The 17,600-nt window shown below is 71.6% G+C and carries 18 protein-coding genes; 7 read left to right on the forward strand and 11 right to left on the reverse strand.

Going from position 1 to position 17,600, the window contains the following annotated elements; all coding sequences use genetic code 11:
- Positions 1-102 precede the first annotated feature (102 nt).
- The 3 genes from ACTOQ1_RS35395 to ACTOQ1_RS35405 all read left to right on the forward strand — a co-directional run bounded on the left by ACTOQ1_RS35395 (position 103) and on the right by ACTOQ1_RS35405 (position 4,950).
- Complete coding sequence (locus tag ACTOQ1_RS35395) at positions 103-2,610, forward strand: tetratricopeptide repeat protein (protein ID WP_440072338.1); 2,508 nt, start codon at positions 103-105, stop codon at positions 2,608-2,610.
- Positions 2,611-3,274: 664 nt separating this feature from the next.
- Complete coding sequence (locus tag ACTOQ1_RS35400) at positions 3,275-4,051, forward strand: AMP-binding protein (protein ID WP_440072339.1); 777 nt, start codon at positions 3,275-3,277, stop codon at positions 4,049-4,051.
- Positions 4,052-4,167: 116 nt separating this feature from the next.
- Positions 4,168-4,950: an SDR family NAD(P)-dependent oxidoreductase gene (locus ACTOQ1_RS35405; RefSeq protein WP_440072340.1), complete on the forward strand. Its 783-nt coding sequence runs from the start codon at positions 4,168-4,170 to the stop codon at positions 4,948-4,950.
- Between the two features lie 189 nt (positions 4,951-5,139).
- Here ACTOQ1_RS35405 and ACTOQ1_RS35410 read toward each other — a convergent pair whose 3' ends face one another.
- Positions 5,140-6,126, reverse strand: coding sequence for an ArsR family transcriptional regulator (locus ACTOQ1_RS35410; protein WP_440072341.1), 987 nt, complete (start codon positions 6,124-6,126; stop codon positions 5,140-5,142).
- 66 nt (positions 6,127-6,192) lie between these two features.
- Between ACTOQ1_RS35410 and ACTOQ1_RS35415 the strand changes: the two genes are divergently transcribed.
- Together ACTOQ1_RS35415 and ACTOQ1_RS35420 are read left to right on the forward strand one after the other, a co-directional pair.
- Positions 6,193-7,404 carry an MFS transporter gene (locus ACTOQ1_RS35415; RefSeq protein ID WP_440072342.1) on the forward strand — a complete coding sequence of 404 codons (1,212 nt, stop codon included), beginning with the start codon at positions 6,193-6,195 and terminating at the stop codon, positions 7,402-7,404.
- Positions 7,405-7,678: 274 nt separating this feature from the next.
- Positions 7,679-8,050, forward strand: a complete 372-nt coding sequence (locus ACTOQ1_RS35420) for a type II toxin-antitoxin system PemK/MazF family toxin (protein ID WP_440072343.1) — start codon at positions 7,679-7,681, stop codon at positions 8,048-8,050.
- 253 nt (positions 8,051-8,303) lie between these two features.
- On the opposite strand, the gene ACTOQ1_RS35425 is transcribed toward ACTOQ1_RS35420, so the two are convergent.
- From ACTOQ1_RS35425 to ACTOQ1_RS35445, 5 genes are all read right to left on the reverse strand, one after another.
- Complete coding sequence (locus ACTOQ1_RS35425) at positions 8,304-8,864, reverse strand: DUF1707 SHOCT-like domain-containing protein (RefSeq protein WP_440072344.1); 561 nt, start codon at positions 8,862-8,864, stop codon at positions 8,304-8,306.
- A 35-nt stretch (positions 8,865-8,899) separates the two neighbouring features.
- Entirely contained in the window at positions 8,900-9,703 is an 804-nt protein-coding gene (locus ACTOQ1_RS35430) for an ABC transporter permease (RefSeq protein WP_440072345.1), read from the reverse strand.
- Complete coding sequence (locus ACTOQ1_RS35435; RefSeq protein WP_440072346.1) at positions 9,700-10,677, reverse strand: ATP-binding cassette domain-containing protein; 978 nt, start codon at positions 10,675-10,677, stop codon at positions 9,700-9,702. Before ACTOQ1_RS35435 ends, ACTOQ1_RS35430 begins: the two co-directional genes overlap by 4 nt.
- A 139-nt stretch (positions 10,678-10,816) precedes the next feature.
- Entirely contained in the window at positions 10,817-11,365 is a 549-nt protein-coding gene (locus tag ACTOQ1_RS35440; RefSeq protein WP_440072347.1) for an EXLDI protein, read from the reverse strand.
- Between the two features lie 165 nt (positions 11,366-11,530).
- Entirely contained in the window at positions 11,531-11,749 is a 219-nt protein-coding gene (locus tag ACTOQ1_RS35445; RefSeq protein ID WP_440072348.1) for a hypothetical protein, read from the reverse strand.
- 202 nt (positions 11,750-11,951) lie between these two features.
- On the opposite strand from ACTOQ1_RS35445, the gene ACTOQ1_RS35450 reads away from it, so the two are divergent.
- Positions 11,952-12,080, forward strand: a complete 129-nt coding sequence (locus ACTOQ1_RS35450; RefSeq protein WP_440072349.1) for a hypothetical protein — start codon at positions 11,952-11,954, stop codon at positions 12,078-12,080.
- Positions 12,081-12,093: 13 nt separating this feature from the next.
- Here the strand turns inward: ACTOQ1_RS35450 and ACTOQ1_RS35455 are convergent, their stop codons facing one another.
- A complete protein-coding gene (locus ACTOQ1_RS35455; RefSeq protein WP_440072350.1) occupies positions 12,094-12,915 on the reverse strand; it encodes a helix-turn-helix domain-containing protein in 822 nt (273 codons plus the stop codon).
- Positions 12,916-13,033: 118 nt separating this feature from the next.
- Between ACTOQ1_RS35455 and ACTOQ1_RS35460 the strand changes: the two genes are divergently transcribed.
- Complete coding sequence (locus tag ACTOQ1_RS35460) at positions 13,034-13,447, forward strand: hypothetical protein (RefSeq protein ID WP_440072351.1); 414 nt, start codon at positions 13,034-13,036, stop codon at positions 13,445-13,447.
- A 108-nt stretch (positions 13,448-13,555) separates the two neighbouring features.
- Here the strand turns inward: ACTOQ1_RS35460 and ACTOQ1_RS35465 are convergent, their stop codons facing one another.
- The 4 genes from ACTOQ1_RS35465 to ACTOQ1_RS35480 are packed head-to-tail and all read right to left on the reverse strand — an operon-like array spanning position 13,556 to position 17,462.
- Complete coding sequence (locus ACTOQ1_RS35465; RefSeq protein WP_440072352.1) at positions 13,556-14,362, reverse strand: IclR family transcriptional regulator; 807 nt, start codon at positions 14,360-14,362, stop codon at positions 13,556-13,558.
- Positions 14,346-14,816, reverse strand: a complete 471-nt coding sequence (gene pcaC, locus ACTOQ1_RS35470; protein WP_440072353.1) for a 4-carboxymuconolactone decarboxylase — start codon at positions 14,814-14,816, stop codon at positions 14,346-14,348. Before pcaC ends, ACTOQ1_RS35465 begins: the two co-directional genes overlap by 17 nt.
- 55 nt (positions 14,817-14,871) lie before the next feature.
- A complete protein-coding gene (gene pcaB, locus ACTOQ1_RS35475) occupies positions 14,872-16,242 on the reverse strand; it encodes a 3-carboxy-cis,cis-muconate cycloisomerase (RefSeq protein WP_440072354.1) in 1,371 nt (456 codons plus the stop codon).
- A 38-nt stretch (positions 16,243-16,280) separates the two neighbouring features.
- The gene (locus tag ACTOQ1_RS35480; RefSeq protein WP_440072355.1) at positions 16,281-17,462 is read right to left on the reverse strand and encodes a thiolase family protein; all 1,182 of its coding nucleotides are present in this window, start codon (positions 17,460-17,462) and stop codon (positions 16,281-16,283) included.
- Positions 17,463-17,600 lie beyond the last annotated feature (138 nt).

A 17,600-nucleotide genomic window follows, 5' to 3' on the forward strand; every position in this document is an offset into this window, starting at 1 on the left:
CAGGGTAATACATGGGCCGGAAAAGGTCTAAGACTGGGCATGGTTCGGTAATTGATGTCACACTTTCTGTGACGGTTCTACCCGCGACCTCTCTAAGAGCCGATGACCCAGGACACCGCACACTCCTCCTTCACCGGAGGCAACCTTCCCCTCGAACCCAACGGCTTCGTGGGGCGTGAAGCCGACGTGGAAGAGCTCACCGACCTGCTGGGCGTCGCCAGGGTGGTGACGCTCTGCGGGGCGGGCGGCATCGGCAAGAGCAGGCTGGCGGTCCGGGTCGCCGGCCAGGTGGCGGGGGAGTTCCCCGGCGGGGTCTGGCTGGTCGAGCTGGCCGACGCGGTGCGCGGTGACCAGGTCGAGCCCCGGGTGGCCGCCGTGCTCGGGGTCAAGGCCGAGCCGTCCCGCGCGCTGGCCGACACCCTGATCGACGCGCTCGGCGACCGGCGGCTGCTGCTGGTCATGGACAACTGCGAGTCGCTCATCGAGGAGTCCGCGAGGTTCTGCCGCGCCGTGCTCACCGTCTGTCCCGACGTACGCGTGCTCACGACCAGCCGCGAGCCGCTCCGGGTGGCGGGGGAGACCGTGTGGCGGGTGCCGCCGCTCACCCTGCCCAGGAGCGACGGCCACGACCTCGGCACCAGCGAGGCGGTGCGGCTCTTCCTCGGCACCAGCGAGGCGGTGCGCCTCTTCGCCGACCGCGCCACCGCCGCCTCGCGGGCCTTCTCCGTCACCGAGCAGAACGCGGCCGACATCGCCGGGCTCTGCGAGGCGCTCGACGGGATGCCGCTCGCCATCGAGCTCGCCGCCGCCCTGTGCAGGGTGCTGACCGTGGAGCAGATCAACGCCAGGATCAGGGACAGGTTCCGGCTGCTGTCGGCGGGCGACAGGACGGCCCCGGCCAGGCAGCAGACGCTCAGGGCGACCGTCGACTGGAGCTACCAGCAGCTCAACGAGCCCGAGCGGATCCTCCTGCGCCGGCTCGCGGTCTTCACCGGCGGGTGGACGCTCGACATGGCCGAGCAGGTCTGCGCGGGCAACGCGCTGTGGGCCGAGGACGTCCTGGGGGTGCTCTGCGACCTGGTCGACAAGTCGCTGGTCCTGGCCGACGCCGAGGTGGCGGGCGAGACGCGCTACCGCATGCTGGAGACGATCCGCGAGTACGCCACCGAGCAGCTCGACGCCTCGGGCGAGGAGCCCGAGTTCCGGCGGCTGCACCGCGACCACATGATCGAGATCGCCGCCCGGATCCACCGGACGATCGTCCGGCGCCCCCGCCCGGCCTGGACCGAGATCTGCCCGATGCTCGTCATGCTCGACGAGCTCCAGGCCAACGTGTGGGCCGCGGTGCGCTGGTCGATCGAGTCGGCGGGCGACCCCGAGAGCGCGCTGCGCCTCCTCGTCCTGCTGCGCTGGCCGATCATCGCCGGGGGGAGGTTCACCCCGGCCGACAAGTGGCTCGACCGCCTGCTCGACGCCGCCCCCGAGGACCTGACGCCGGCCGTGCGCGGCGACGCGCTCGCGCTGCGCGGGCAGGTGGCCTTCGGGCAGGGCGACCCCGACACCGCGCAGATCGCCTGCGCCGCCGCGGTCGGCCTGTGCCGCGAGGCCGGCCTGTACGGACCGCTCAGCGGCGCGCTCGCCATCCTCGCCTGGGTGGCCATCTACCAGCGGCGCCCCGAGAGGGCCAGATCCCTGCTGGACGACGCGCTGGAGGCCGTACGCACGGTCGACGACCCCTGGCACGAGACGGTCATCCGGTCCATGGAGGGCACGTTCGCGCTGTCCGAGGGCAGGGCGAAGGAGTCGCAGCGGTCCTTCGAGGCCGCGCTCGCCATCGCCCACGAGCTCGACAACCACTGGGCCGCGCCGGTCGCCCTCATCGGCCTGGCCCAGGTCGCCTGGCTCCGCGGCGACCTGGTGGAGGCCCGCGCCCACTACGAGCGCGCCCTCGACATGCTCCAGGACATCACCGCCCACTGGCAGGCCATCACCTGCCTGTCGGGGCTGGGCCGGATCGCGCTGGCCCAAGGAGACCTCCCCACCGCGCGGGGCAGGCTGATCGAGAGCCTGCGGCTCTGCATCGGGACCGGCCAGCGGCTCGGCGTGGCCCGCCGCATCGAGACGCTCGCGCAGCTCGCGCTCGCCGAGGAGGACGACCGCCGGGCGGTGCGCCTGGCCGGGGCCTCCGCCGCGATCAGGAGCGCGATGGGCGGCGCCGTGCTGCCGCCCGGGTTCGGGGCGCGGATGGAGGAGCTGCTCCAGCCCGCCCGGGTGCGCCTCGGCGACGCGCTGGTCGCGCAGCTGTGGGCGCACGGCCAGGAGATGTCCCAGGAGCAGGCGGTCCGCTACGCGCTGCAGTTCGACGAGCCCCACGAGACGCCCCTGCTGCTCGGCAAGCATCCGGTCGTCGCCCCCATGACCACGCTCACCTGCCGGGAACGGGAGATCGCCGAGCTGATCGCCAGGGGGATGAGCAACAAGGCCATCGCCGACGAGCTGGTGATCAGTCCCGCCACCGCGGCCCGGCACGTCGCCAACATCCTGGCCAAGCTCGGGTTCTCCTCCCGGACGCAGGTCGCCACCTGGGTCATCGAGCAGAACCGCCCCTGACCGGCGCGACCGGCTCGCCCGTTCACAGGCCCCACCCGGCGGCCGTGAGTTTTACATACTCCGGACTACACATTCGCGGGGGTTTCGCGGGGGTGAAGATACATCCCGGGATACGCAGTCCGGAGCATGTGTCGTGCCCGCCGCACACCGTACGTTTTCCTGGTGTTCGACCGATGACGTCCAGCCTTCCGCACCGTGCCGGCCACCGTTCCGGCCCGGGACGGCAGGTCCACACCATCCCGGGCGTCTCGGTCGAGCACGCTACGGACGTCGCGTGTCCCCGTTGATGGCCGGGGTCTCCTCGGAGGGGTGGGGGCCCTGGCCATGGGTCACGTGACAGCGGGCTCGAGTCGCGCAGGGCTCGGGCCCGCCCATAGCTTTTCCAGGCTCTTGTCCTGGTTTCTCCTTTTTCAGCCGCGGCGTCGGGACCCGCGGAGCGGGCGCCGTCCGAGGGGAAACCGGGCGTTACCCGAGCGGGAACCAGGCGCCATCCAGGGGGAGGCGGGCGCTCCTCCGGGAGAGGGAAACGCCGTCCAGGGGGGGAGGCGGGCACTGTCCGAAGGGGTGGGACCGGGCACCGGCGAAGGCGAGGGGACCGAATACACAGTCATCTACATACATCTGCGGATGCCCGCGTGGATCGAGCGGCCCTACCGTCGGCGGAATGAGACCCACCTCTCCGTCCACCAGCTGCACCCTCACCGAAGCGGTGTTCGGCTACGCGCACGGTCGAGGTGACCGGCCCGCCCTGATCGACCTCGGCGCCGGAGTGGTGTACGGCTACCGCCGGCTGGCCGCGGAGGTGACGCGGGGAGCGTCGGGCCTGGTGAGGCGGGGTGCTCGGCGGCGCCAGGTGGCCGGGATCCACGTCGACAGCGCGGTGGCCCAGACGCTGGCGGTGCACACGGTCATCGCGGCGGGCGGGGTGGCGGCGCCGATCACCTCCGGATGCGAGGAGATGGCCGACCTGCTCGCCGAGTGGGACGCGCGGCTGCTCATCACCACCCCGCGCCTGGCGGACGCGTCGTTGCGGGCCGTGGAGGACTCGCGGGTCCGGCAGGTGATCGCGTTCGGTCAGGCCCGTGACACCGTCGACTTCGCCGACCTGCTGCTCCTGGAGCCCGTCCCGCTGCCCTTCCTCGACCCGGCGGTGCAGCCCGCCCTCTTGGTCGACGATGGGGGCGTGCTCACCCACCACGACCTGATCGTGCGGATGAACGTCCTCGACGAGGGCGCCGAGCTGGGGAAGTCCGACGTCCTGCTGGTGACCTGGCCCCTGCGGTGCAGCCTGGCCATGACGACCCTGATCGGGCTGGCGCTGATGCGCGGCTCCCTCGTCGTCGTGGCCCCCGGCCTCTCGCCCGACGAGCTGTCGGCGACCATCCACGACTTCGGCGTGACCGTCGTGGCGCTGTCCGACGGGGCCGTCCAGCGCGTCTGAGGCGATCAGGAGGCGGCTGACCGGGTCCTGAACTGGCTTGATGTGTGTTCGACGGCGTGTGCGCCCGTCCCCTGGGTAGTTAACGACCAGCATGTTCTGCAAAGGGGATCGTTCTCATGGCGCGCATTCTGATCACCGGCTCCACTGACGGCCTCGGGCTCATGGCCGCCCGGCTGCTGGTTCACGACGGCCACGACGTCACGCTGCACGCCCGCAACGACACCCGCGCCGACGACGCGCGCGACGCGCTGCCGGAGGCGGAGGCCGTCGTCGTCGGAGACCTGATCACCATCGAGGGGATGCGGTCCGTGGCGGCTCAGGCCAACGAGCTGGGCCGCTACGACGCGATCATCCACAACGCCGCCGTCGGATACCGGGAACCGAGCAGGATCGAGACCGCCGACGGCCTGTCCCACGTGTTCGCGGTCAACGTGCTCGCCCCGTACCTGCTCACGGCGCTCATCACCCCACCCGACCGGCTGGTCTACGTCAGCTCCGGCATGCATCGCGGCGGGGACCCCAAGCTGGACGACCTCCAGTGGAGCACCCGCAACTGGGACGGTTCGCGGGCGTACGCCGACAGCAAGCTGCTGGACGTCGTCCTGGCGTTCGCGGTCGCCCGCCGATGGCCGGACGTGCTGTCCAACGCGCTCGAACCCGGCTGGGTCGCGACGAAGATGGGGGGTCCGGGCGCGCCCGACGACCTCTCCCTGGGCCCCGTGACGCAGGTGTGGCTGGCCACGAGCCAGGACCCCGAGGCCACCGTGACCGGTAGCTACTTCCACCACCAGGAGACGCGCTTCGCCCACCCCGCCGCGAGGTCGCCCGAGGTGCAGGACGGCCTCCTCGACGCGTGTGCCAAGCTGACCGGCGTCCCGCTCCCGTCGCACACGACGTGAACGCGTCGTCGCGGACGGGACCTCCGGCGCCCCGGTGCTCCGGCCCGCCCGCATCCGTCTCCGCGACGGCCGTCCACACTCTCCTCGGCCGTTTCTCGCCCGGCTCCACGCCCTGGCGGCCTCCGGAAGGTTGAACCGGTCTCGGCGCTCCGGCTTCGTGTCGCCGGGGGTCCGTTTCCGGGTGGTTCCTCAAGGCAGGAGTCCCGAGGGGCTGACCAGGGAGTCGCCCAGCGCGGTGCGGTGGTACAGGACGCCTCGGCCGGTGCGGCTCCCGGTGACCAGGCCCGCCCTGCGCAGGGCGGCGATGTGGCCGCCCACGGTGCCCAGGCTCAGCTCCAGCAGGGTCACGAGCTGGGTGGTGGTCGCCGGGGTCGCCAGCTCCAGCAGGAGGCGGCTCCTGGTTCTGCCGATCAGCCCGGCCAGGCCGTCCGGCGCCTCGGGCGGGATGCCGGTGCCCCGGGCCGGATAGCTGATCGCGTACGGCCAGTCGGTCTCCAGGTAGAAGCCGATCCCGGTGGGGAACACGGTCGGCACGAAGAGCAGCCCGCGCCCGTCGAGCCGGCAGGTCTCGTCCGCGTCCCTGGAGAGCACCTCGATGACACCGTCGGGACGCCAGCGGACCCGGGGGGTGAGGTCGTCCAGTGCCGCCGCCCAGCCGTAGGTGGCCAGGCGGCCCGCCCGCTGGACCACGTCCCGCTCCAGGATCGCGTGGAAGCGCGGCCACGCGGGGGACACGATCTCCTCCCAGATCGCGGTCAGCGCCTCGGCGAACAGCCGCACGACGTCCGGTGAGAACAGCACGTCCCTGACGGGTCTCGGCAGGCGCGGCATTCCCTCCAGGTTTCTGGCGATCTCGGCGTGCGCCCGCGCCACCGGGGTGGCGCGCACCACCGCGAGTTCCGCCTCGACCGGGGTGTTCACCCCGGTCGGCGGCGGCGCGGGGAAGTCGGCGTTGTAGTGCCGCTCGCGGAACAGCGCCACCATGGGCCCCAGCCCGGGGTGCGCGAGCAGCAGTCTCCCGTACGGCTCCCGCATCCTGCCGGCCCACGATCGCCACTCCCCGGCCTCCCTCCTGCCGGAGAGGATCCAGAGCGCGTGCTTGGTCACGATGAGCGGGGAGATGGCGAACCTGCTGGCCATGATGTCCTGCGGGGTGACCTCGATGCGGATGATCATGGAACGACCTTTCGGATATATCCGAAAGGTTAGCCAGCCGTCCGGGCACCTCCCACCATCGTGTCCATGACCACACAAGAGCGCGGCGCGACCTACACGGAGGTCTTCGCGAACCGGGAGTTCCGTGTCCTGTTCGGAAGCTTCACCCTCTTGGTGGCCGGAGACCAGGTCAAGATGCTGGCCCTGTCGGCGCTGGTCTACGCGCGGACCGGCTCGCCGGGGCTGTCGGCGGCGGCGTACATGGTGGGGTTCCTGCCCTACATCGTCGGCGGGACGTTCCTGCTCTCGCTGGCCGACCGGATCCGCCCGCGTGCGCTGATGGTCGCCGGTGAGCTGGTGCGGGTGGTGACCTGCCTGCTCCTGGCCTTCACGGGCCTGCCCGTCTGGGCGATGCTCGTCCTGGTCCTGGCCACCGGGTTGTTCTCGCCCGTCTTCGGGGCGGCCCGCAGCGCACTCCTGCCCGACCTGCTGCCGGGTGACGCGTTCGTCCTGGCCAGGTCCGTGCTGAACGTGACGGCCGCCGGGGCCCAGGTCGGCGGCCTGGCGGCGGGCGGCGCCATCCTCGCCTTCGCGGGACCCACGGGGGCGCTGGCCGTCACCGCCGCGCTGTCCGCCCTGGCGGCCGTGGTGCTGCGTTACGGCCTGCCCGACTTCCCCGCCAGGAACGCGGAGAATGCGACCCCGAAGGGGGACGGCCCCGTACGGGAGACGCTGCGGGTCAACCGGGCCCTGCTGGCGGACCCCCGGGTGCGCGGCCTGCTGCTCGCGCAGTGGCTGCCGATCTCGCTCGTGGTGGGTGCCGAGGCGATGATGGTCCCCTACCTGGGAAACGCCGCCGGGTTCGCGCTCGCCGCCGCCTCAGTCGGCCTGGCGGCCGGCAACTTCGTCGTCGGCCGGTTCGTCTCGCCCGCCGGCCGGGAACGGCTGGCGTTTCCCTTCGCGGTGGTGTCCGGCGTTCCCCTGCTCGCCTTCGCCGCCCGGCCGGGACTCGCGGGAGCCGCGCTGATCGTGCTGCTCGCCACGGCGGCGTCGACCGCCTGCCAGCTGGGGTTGCAGCGGTGGTTCGTGGACGCGGTCCCCGAAGCCGTCAGGGGGCAGGCCTTCGGTCTGGCCTCGGCGGGAATGATGACCGGCCAGGCACTGGGCGGCGCCCTGGTCGGCGTCGCCGCCGAGCTGACCTCCCCGCACATGGCCATCGTCCTCACGGGAGCCGCGACCGTCGTCTCCGCCCTCGCCCTGCACCGGTCCCTGAGAGCCGGCGGACAGCGACCCGCGTGACGACGTCCCACGGCGGGGGCACGGTTTCGTAATCAGCTGACTTCGACGCATCTCAGCGTGATGATGATTCAACGCAGAGTCGCGACCCGCCCCGGGGTGGTCCGGCGCCGATCAGAGATGACAAAAGCTGACAGGAGTACCGTGACATCAAGTCCCGGCGCGGAGCGCGACCTCCGCAGCGGGACGATCCGGGGGTCGGCGATGTGCTTGAGGTGGAGTTCCGGGAGACAAGAGACGGCCTTCGTCGGGCCAACGCGAATACGCTGGATGATCAGTGAAGGGTTCCATCCGTAAGGGTGGCGTCTACCTCGTGCCCGACCGGTCGCTCTCGATGCCTCCCAACGACCAGCGCAACCTCCATCCGAAACGACCAGTGATCGTTCTCAGTGGTGACGCGAAGAACGAGCAGGCGGACTGGCCCCTGGTGTACGTCGTCCCCACGTCGACGTCGACCACGCTCAAGACCGAATACTGCGTCAAGCTCGCCCAGGGAGTCGGCAACCTGCTGAGCAAGTGCTGGGTGCGTACGGTCTGCGCCCAGCCGTTCCTCAAGGAGGAACTCGGCGACTACCTGGGACGATTACCCGCGCAGTCCCTGTCTCTGATCGAGGAGAACCTGTTCGCCTACCCAGGGCTCGTTGACTGAGCGGGTCGATGGTTCCATCGTTGGGCCGTGGCACGGCCGAGGGGGCAACAGCGGGATCACCGTCTCGTTCACTCACTCGGGTCGGCGCCTCGCAGGTTTCACTCACTCTCGGCTCCTCACGCGTCGCTATTGTTCTTCGTGAGCTTCTCGGTCCCACTCGTGACGTCTTCGGCGGGCATATCTGCTCGCCGCACTCCGGGAACCCGCGGGTCACTCTACGATCTTGGCGCCCCCCGTCCGGCGAGAGGTGGTCTCAGCGGCGGGCACCGAGCCGGTCGCGCGAGGTGCGGACGCGCAGGCGGCCGTATTCGAGCTCTCCGGTGATCCGGACGTGCAGCGCGCCCGGACGCGCACGGCCGGGCAGCGCGCAGGTCACGCTGCCCCACCCGGTGCGTACCCTGTCGACGTTCGCGGTCGCGCCGGGCGGCAGGATGATCGTGGCGGAGCCGTAGGGGAGCCGGAGCTCGATGTCGATCTCCGGATACCGGACGAGGGCCTGGGACAGGTCGAGCTTCACCCCGCCGTACTCGGACTCGACGCGCAGCAGGCGCGGGACCTGCCAGTCGCCCGACCGCTTGATGCGTCCGCCCGTGGACGTCAGCCGGAGGACGTCGTCCGGGCCGTCCGGGCCGTCCGGGGCGTCGGGCAGGTCGGCGATCAGCGGCAGCAGGTCGCCGTGGGACCTCGCCGTGAGCGCGCGTTCGAGCCGTTCCTCCATCTCGCCGGGGCCGAGGCGACCGTCGGCGAACGCCTGCTGGAGCTGTTGCACGACCCTGTCGCGTTCTCCGTCGGAGACGCGTATCCGTGGTTCCATCCGCTCCGTCACCTGCCCTGTCTCGTCGAGCCGGATCACTGGCTGACCGCCCTCTTGTACAGCCGGATGGAGAGGGGCACGAAGACGACCAGGAGCAGTACCGACCACAGTAGCGTCGCCGGCACCGCGTGCTGGAGCGGCCAGGCGGCGGGCACCGGCATGGCCGTGTTGGTGTTGCCGAAGAGCTCGCGGGCGGCCTGGACGACGGTGGAGACGGGGTTCCACTCGGCGACGACCCGCAGCGGTCCGGGCAGGCGGGTGCTGTCGACGAAGGCGTTGGACAGGAAGACCAGCGGCATCGACACGATGGTGGCGATGTTGTTGAAGATCTCGGGCTTGCGCAGGGCCAGCGCGACCGTCGCGGTCACCCACGAGAACGCGTACGAGAACAGCAGGAGCAGCAGGAAGCCCAGCACGGCCCGGTGCGGCTCCGAGTGGATGCGCCAGCCGACGGCGAGCCCGACGAGGGCCATCGCGACGATGCTGCTCACGTTCATGAGGACGTCGCTGGAGGTCTGGCCGGTCAGCACCGCCGACGGGGACATGGGCAGCGTGCGGAACCGGTCGAAGATGCCCTTCTGCAGGTCCTGGGTGAGCGTGTAGCCGGTGATCTGCGCGCTCGTCACGATCGTCTGGACGAAGATCCCGGGGATCATGTATTCCTGGTACGACATGCCCGGCAACGCCATCATGCTGCCGAAGACGTACGCGAACAGCAGCACGAACACGATCGGGAGGATGATCACGCCCCCCAGCAGGTCGGGCGCTCGCTTGATCTTGAGGACGTTGCGCTTGGTGATCGTGATGCCGTCGGAGACCGCCAGCTGGAGGGCGTTCATCGGGTGTGCTCCTTCGTCTTCGTCGTGGTCGGTCCGGCGGTCGGGTGTCCGGTGAGGGTGAGGAACACCTCGTCCAGCGTCGGCCGCCGCAGTCCGGCGTCGCGTACGGCGACGCGTTCGGCGGCCAGGTGGCCCAGGGCCGTGGTGAGCGAGGCCGTGCCGTCGGCGACCGGGATCGTGAGCCGGAGCGTGGCGTCGTCGGTCCGCGCGTTACCCACGGCCAGGGGAGCGAGCACGCGCCGCGCGGTGTGCAGGTCGGCCGCGCTGGTCATGGTCAGCTCGACGCGGTCACCGCCGACCTGGTCCTTGAGCTCGTCGGCGGTGCCGAGCGCGATCACCCGGCCGTGGTCGACGACCGCGATCGTCCTGGCCAGCCGGTCGGCCTCCTCCAGGTACTGCGTGGTGAGCAGCACGGTGGTGCCGTCGGCGACGAGTTCGGAGATGACGTCCCACAGGCTCGTGCGGGCTCGGGGGTCGAGGCCGGTGGTGGGCTCGTCGAGGAACAGCACCGGCGGGGCGGCGACGAGCGCTCCGGCGAGGTCGAGGCGGCGTCGCATGCCGCCGGAGTAGCCCTGCACGGGGCGGTCGGCCGCCTCGCTCAGGTCGAAGCGTTCCAGCAGCTCGCGGGCCCGCTGCCTGCTGCGTTTGACGCCCAGGTGGTAGAGGCGGCCGACCATCTCCAGGTTCTCGGCACCGGTGAGGTGGTCGTCGACGGCGGCGTACTGGCCGGAGGCGCCGATGCGGGCGCGCAGCCGGTACGCGTCGGCGACGACGTCGAACCCGGCGACCGTGGCGCGGCCGGCGTCCGGTTTCAACAGGGTGGTCAGGATCCGTACGGCCGTGGTCTTTCCCGCACCGTTGGGGCCGAGCAGGCCGAACACGGTGCCCTCGGGGACGGACAGGTCCATCCCGTCCAGGGCGACGACGTCGCCGTACTTCTTGACCAGCCCTTCGGCCGTTATCGCGGGGGGCATGTGGGTTTCTCCTTCGTTCGTTCGTGCCGGGGGACAGCGGGATGAGGGCATGGGGGGACAGCGGGATGAGCGGGATGAGGGCGTGAGGGGGTAGCGGGCGGTCGCCTGTCGACCGTCCGGTTGCGTTCGTCGGATGGAGTTAGATGTCGAGGTCCTCCACGGCGGGACGTTCGGCCATGTCGGCGATCAGGTCGTAGAACTCGTCCGGGATCCTGCCGCGCAGTTCCTGGAAGGTGTTCACGACCTCAAGCGTGGACTCGCCCTGGATGAAGCCCCAGCTGGAGTCGGCCAGGCCGAGATAGCTCCGCCACGCGCCACGCGAGAGGAGACCCTCCAGCCAGTTGTCGGCTCCCGACGTCAGGCTGTCCGTCCAGTCGGGCGAGCGGTCCACGTGCAGGACGTATTTGTCCTTGCGCGAGCGGTACACCCGGAACATCTCCACCCGGCTTCCCGTCGTGCGTCCCCACTCGCCGAGCAGCACCCCGGAGAAGCGCTGCTTGCGGCCCGTGCCACCCTGGCCGACCTGCACGATGATCTCGTCGTAGCCCTCCTGACGGCCGTCCTCCATCTCGACGTAGCGCCGCAGCGCCACGCTGATCGCCGTCGACAGCTTGCCCCCGGCGAGCTCCTGCGCCCGCTGGAACAGGGGCAGGTCGTCGTCCGAGACGTAGATCGTTTTATTGGGCATCGTTCCATCCTCATCCCGTATACGTATAAGCCTACGTACAAAACAGGGTGGGCTGCAAGGCTCTTCCTGTTTTTCGCGTTATGTCGTGATTTAGCGGTGATGGGTGCCGCCGGGCGGCACGCCGGCGAGGTCTCGGCCGCCGGGGTCCGGGGGTCGGTCCGGGGGTCAGAGCTCGACGCTCTCGCCGGGCCTGAGCCGCCGGATGTCGGCCCCGAGTCTTTCGGCCTCGCCGGCGAGCACGCCCTCCAGCACCTTGACGCCCCACTCGTTGATCAAACCGTCGTGGATCGCGTACGCGCGCCGGGGCGCCGTCGTCCGCAGGTAGGCGATCATGTCGGGAACCGTCATCCAGGGAGCCTGGCCGGGCACCAGCAGTGTCGGCACGTCGACGACGCGTATTTAGTGAGTCTTATCGTCATGCGTCACATGCTGCTCGCCGCGCCGCGTCGCCCTGATCGGATCCGCCACGGGCGAACGATCGGTGGGCGCCCTCACCGGAGAGGCGCCGACGGCAGTGCACGCGGGGGGCCGGGTCGGGCGGTCGTACGCGGTCGTGGCCATCAGGCCGTGGGGGAGGTGCGGGACGATGTCGGACACCCGTGACGACGCGCTCCACTCGTGCGGGTCGGTCGGGCGCGGCGCGGTGAGCGGGACGGCGCTCGCGGTCATCGCCGTCGCCGACAGTCCCAGGACGGCCACCGGCGGTGGAAGCTGAGGTGTTCACCTGGTCAGGGCCTGTCCGAGGCGCCGCTGGGCACGGCCCGCCCGAGTTCGGCGAGGGCGGAGGCCGTCGCCGCGTCGGCCGGCAGGAAGGCCTCCATCCGCAGCTCGGCGACGGTGACGTCGGCCGCGGTCCCGAAGTGGGTCAGAGTGGTCAGGAGCCGAAGCTCGCCGTCGCCGGAGCGAAGTCGCAGCGGGACCGCGAAGCCGAGATGATCCGGCCTCGGTTTCCGGAGGCGATCGGGTACCAGTTTCGTGAGCTCGGTGACCAGCGCCTCAAGCCGGTCGTCGGGATTGCGGGCCGCTTCCAGCCGGATGTGGTCGATCACGTGCCAGGCCCATACGTCCAGGTTGATGATCCGCGGCGCCATTCCTCGAGGATCCAGCAACAAGCGGGGGACGTTGACAGGCGACGCGAGGAGATGGGACGCCACCCCTTCGGTCAGCGCCCGGAACGCGTCGTTGGCCGAGACGAGATCGCCGTGCCGATCGACGATCACCGCGGGGTACGGGTGGTGCCCTCGCAGGACGCCTTCCAGCGCGACGCGGACCGGTCCGAGCTCGGGGTCGTCGAACGGGGTCTCCGGGTAGGCGGGGGCGTAGCCCGCAGCCAGCAACAGCGCGTTTCTTTCCCGAAGCGGTATCTCCAGCGACTCGGAGAGCCGCACGACCATGGCCCTGCCAGGGGTCGATCGGCCGCTCTCGATGAAGCTGACGTGCCGCTGCGTGGTCCCAGCGCGCAGGGCGAGGTCCAGTTGGCTGACGCCGCGGCGTCCGCGCCACGCGCGCAGGACACCGGCGAACCCGCCGCGTTCCGAAGTGCCGGTCACCTGACCTTGTCTAACGCAGTGAGCGGCGTACAGCCATTCCTTCGAGGGAATTGTCGGGCCACGGCGTCGCGGTCAGGATCGGCAGCGTTCACGAACACATCACGACGGAGGAAAAGCTGTGATCGATGTCGAGGATCTGGTCGGCCGCTACGTGGCGGTCTGGAACGAGCCGGACGCCGAGCTGCGCCGCAAGGCCGTCGCCGAGCTGTGGACCGAGGACGGTGTGCAGATACTCCAGCCACCTCAGGAGATCCGGGAGAGCGCCGCGGTGCTGGGCCTCACCCCCGTCCTCGAGGCTCGCGGACACGAGGCACTCGAGGTCAGGGTGGCCCGCTCGTACGAGGAGTTCATCGCGCCCGGAAAGTTCTTCTTCAGGAGGCGGGACAACGCCGATCGTCTCGCCGATGTCGTCAAGTTCAACTGGGAGATGGTGCCCGCGGGCGGTGGTGAGCCGGTAGGCGTCGGTCTTGAGATTCTCGTCCTCGGCGGGGACGGCCGGATTCGGACCGACTACCAGTTCATCGAGGGGTGAGCGTGCGGACGGTAGGCGAATCGAACAACCGTGGGGCGGCCATGCGTTCTTGCCCTCTGGAGAGGCTTGGCCGCCTTGACGGGATCGTGCCGGGGGCGGTGGCCGGGGTCAGCGGGGGGACAGGGCGCTGCCCCTGACACCCGAGGCGTGCAGGTCGGCCTCCACCCGCGCGGCGGTGGCGAGCAGCGGCGGGAGCAGGTGACGGCGGGCGGACTCCGAGGTCGTACGGCTCGCGTGGGAGGAGATGTTGATCGCGGCGGTCACCCGTCCCGAGCGTTCCCTGACGGGGACGGCGATCGAGCGCAGGCCCTCCTCCAGCTCCTGGTCGACCATGGCCCAGCCCTGGGCGCGCACCCTGTCGAGCTCGGCTCCGAGGGCGGCGGGAGAGGTGATCGTGTTGGAGGTGAACCTGTGGAGCTCGACCCGTCCGAGGTAGGCGTCGAGGTCGTCGGGCGGCAGCCAGGCCAGCAGCACCCTGCCCATCGAGGTGCAGTGCGCCGGGAAACGGGTGCCGATGTTGATGGTCACCCGCATGATCCTGCTGGTCGCCACCCGGGCAACGTAGACGACGTCCTCGCCGTCGAGCACCGCCACCGACGCCGACTCGTGCACCTCGGCGACGAGGCGTTCGAGGTGCGGCTCGGCCACCTCGGGCAGCGAGAGGCTGGACAGGTAGGCGTACCCGAGGTCAAGGATGCGGGGGGAGAGGGCGAACAGCCGCCCGTCGGTCCTGACGTAGCCGAGGTCGACGAGCGTCAGCAGGAACCGCCGGGCCGCGGCCCGGGTCAGGCCGGTCGCGCGGGCCACCTCGCTGAGCGTCAGCTCGGGGCTCGTCGCGCTGAACGCCTTGATCACCGAGAGCCCGCGTGCCAGCGACTGCACGTGGTCAGAGCCACGGTCAACCGGTTCGACCATCCCCGCCCTCCTCGTTCCGGTCGAACTCTAGCGCCGCCCGTGCCACCGCGAACGCCCGGTTGGCGGCGGGCACACCCGCGTAGATCGCGGTCTGCAGCAGCACCTCCTTGATCTCCTCCTCGGTCAGGCCGACACGGAGCGCCGCCCGCACGTGCATGGCCAGCTCGTGCTCGTGCCCGAGCGCGGCGAGCATGGCCAGCGTGATGCAACTGCGGGTGCGCCGGTCCAGGCCGGGACGGGTCCAGATCTCACCCCACGCGTACGTGGTGATGAACTCCTGGAAGTCCGCGGTGAACGGGGTGGTGCCCGCGACGGCGCGGTCCACGTGCTCGTCGCCGAGTACGGCCCGGCGCGTCGCGTCCCCGGCCGCCCACCCGGTCGTGCCGGTCGCCTCCGCGGTCTCCCCGCTGATCTGCCCGTTCGTGCCGTTTGCCTCCGCGGTCTCCCCGCTCATCCGCCCGCTCTCCCGTCCGTTCGTGGCGTTCGTCTCTCCTCGGTGTCCCGTCCGCTCATCCGCCGGCTCCCGTGAGGTTCTCGTGGGCGGCGAGCGCCCGGTCGACGAAGGCGGCGGCGGAGCCGAGGGCGCCCGCCGGGTCGAGGGCCGCGTCGATCTCCCCGGGGGTCAGGGAGACGCCGGGATCGGCGAGCAGGACCTCCCGCAGCTCCGCGCCCTCCTCGGTGGCGCGGGCGCAGGCGGCGTCCACCAGCCGCCGGGCCTGCGGGGTGCCCCCGAGCCGTACGACGACCTGCTCGGCCATCAGCAGCCCGCGGGTCGCCCCGAGGTTGGCGCGCATCCGGGCGGGGTCGACGGTCAGGCCCTCCAGCACCTCGCGGAGCCAGGAGGCGGCGCTGCCGGTGAGCCGGAGCAGCTCGCCCAGCGTCTCCCACTCGGACTGCCAGGGGCCCGCGGCGCGCTCGTGCTCCTGGACCATGCCGTCCAGGATCGAGGCGACCAGCCCGGGGACGCGCTGGACGCAGGCGAGCACGGACATCGAGCCCACCGGGTTGCGCTTGTGCGGCATCGCGCTTGAGGTGCCCCGGCCGGGCCCGGTGGGCTCGGCGACCTCCGCCACCTCGGTCTGGGCCAGCAGCTTCACGTCGTTCGCCACCTTGCCCAGCGTCCCCGCCGCGGTGCCGAGCGCGCAGGCCAGCCGGGCCACCGGGGTCCGGTCGGTGTGCCAGGGGACGAGCGGCTCGGCCAGTCCCAGCCCGGCCGCCAGGAGCGGCGGCACCTCGTGGCCCCGCTCGCCGAGGACCGACAGGGTGCCCGCCGCCCCGCCGTACTGGACCGGCAGCGGCACCTCCGCCAGCCAGGACCGCGAGCGGTCCAGCGCGCTCAGCCAGCCCGCCGCCTTCAGCCCGAACGTGACGGGCACGGCGTGCTGCAGGACGGTGCGCCCGGCCATGACGGTGCCGCGATGGCCGGACGCCAGCCGCGCGCAGGCGTCCGCGCAGGCGGACAGGTCGGCCAGGATCGGTGTCAGCGCGCGGCGGGCGACCAGCATGGCGGCGGTGTCGTTGATGTCCTGGCTGGTGGCGCCGTAGTGGACGAACCGCCGCAGGCCGGGCTCGACCCGCTCCCGCAGGGCGGCGACCAGGGGGATGACGGGGTTGCCGGTCCGCGCGGCCCTGCCGCCCAGCTCGGCGACGTCGTAGAGCTCGGGGCGGCAGGCCCGCGCCAGCGCGGCGGGCACCCCGGCGGGGACCAGGCCGATCCCGGCCTGCGCGCCGGCCAGCGCGGCCTCGACGTCCAGCATGGCGGCCAGCCACGCGACGTCCGACACCTCCGCCGAGGCCTCGCCCCTGGCGAACATCCCGGAGAACAGGCCGGAGACCGGGCCGCCGTTCGCGGGAGCGGGGGCAGGAGAGGGAGAGGTCATGTCCACCTCCGGGTGGTTCGGACGCCGGTCATGGCCGCTCAGGAACCGATTCCCTCGAGGACGACGGCGAGTCCCTGGCCGACGCCGACGCAGATGGCGGCCAGGCCGTACCCGCCGCCCCGGCGGTGCAGCTCGTGGGCGAGGGTGCCGAGGATACGCGCCCCCGAGGAGCCGAGGGGGTGGCCGAGCGCGATGGCGCCGCCGTTGACGTTGACGATCTCGGGATCGAGGTCGGGCCACTCGGCGAGGCACGCCAGCGACTGGGCGGCGAACGCCTCGTTGAGTTCGACCACGCTCAGGTCGGACCAGCCGACGCCCGCCCGCTTGAGGGCCGTACGGGCCGCGTCGACCGGCCCGATGCCGAACAGGTGCGGCTCGACGCCGATCACCGCGCGGGAGACGATCCTGGCCAGCGGGGCCCGTCCGGACCGGGCGGCCCCCGCCTCGTCGCCGACGAGCAGCGCGGCCGCGCCGTCGTTGAGCGGGGAGGCGTTTCCCGCGGTGACGGTGCCGCCGGCGCGGAAGACCGGCTTCAGACCGGCCAGGGACTCCTCGGTCGAGTCGGCCCTGACGGACTCGTCGTGGCCGAGGGCGTCGAGCGGGACCACCTCGCGGTCGAAGACGCCGCGCTCCCAGGCCGCCGCCGCGCGCCGATGGCTGCGCAGCGCGAACCGGTCCTGGGCCTCGCGGCCGATGTCGTAGCGGTCGGCGAGGATCTCGGCGCCCTCACCCAGGGCGACCGTCCACTCGGCGGGCATCCGGGGATTGACCATGCGCCAGCCGAGGGCGGTGTCGTGCAGGGTCCGCTCTCCCCGGTCGAAGCCCCGCGCGGGCTTGGGCATCACCCACGGCGCCCGGCTCATCGACTCGGAACCTCCGGCGACCACCAGGGAGGCGTCGCCCACGGCCACCGCGCGGGAGGCGGCGATCGCCGCCTCCAGGCCGGAGCCGCACAGCCGGTTGAGGGTCGTGCCGGGCACCGTCACCGGCAGCCCGGCCAGGAGCACGGCCATCCGTGCGACGTCCCGGTTGTCCTCGCCCGCCCCGTTGGCCGCGCCGAAGAACACGTCCTCGATGGCGGCGGGGTCGAGCGCGGGGGCGCGGTCGGCCAGCGCGCGGACGACGTGCGCGGCCAGGTCGTCGGGGCGGACGCCCGACAGCGCCCCGCCGTACCGGCCGATGGGCGTGCGGACCGCGTCGAGGACGTAGACGTCGTTCACGTTCGGAGGCTCCTGTCGGCCGGGGGCTCGGCGAGCGGGGCCACCGTGGCCATCGTTCCTCCCCGCGCGTCCTGGATACCCGGATCGGTGGACGTTCGTCATGCGTACGAATGTTCTCCAAATGAACATACTGAGGTG

Source organism: Streptosporangium sp. OZ121 (assembly GCF_051918885.1).
GTDB lineage: Bacteria > Actinomycetota > Actinomycetes > Streptosporangiales > Streptosporangiaceae > Streptosporangium.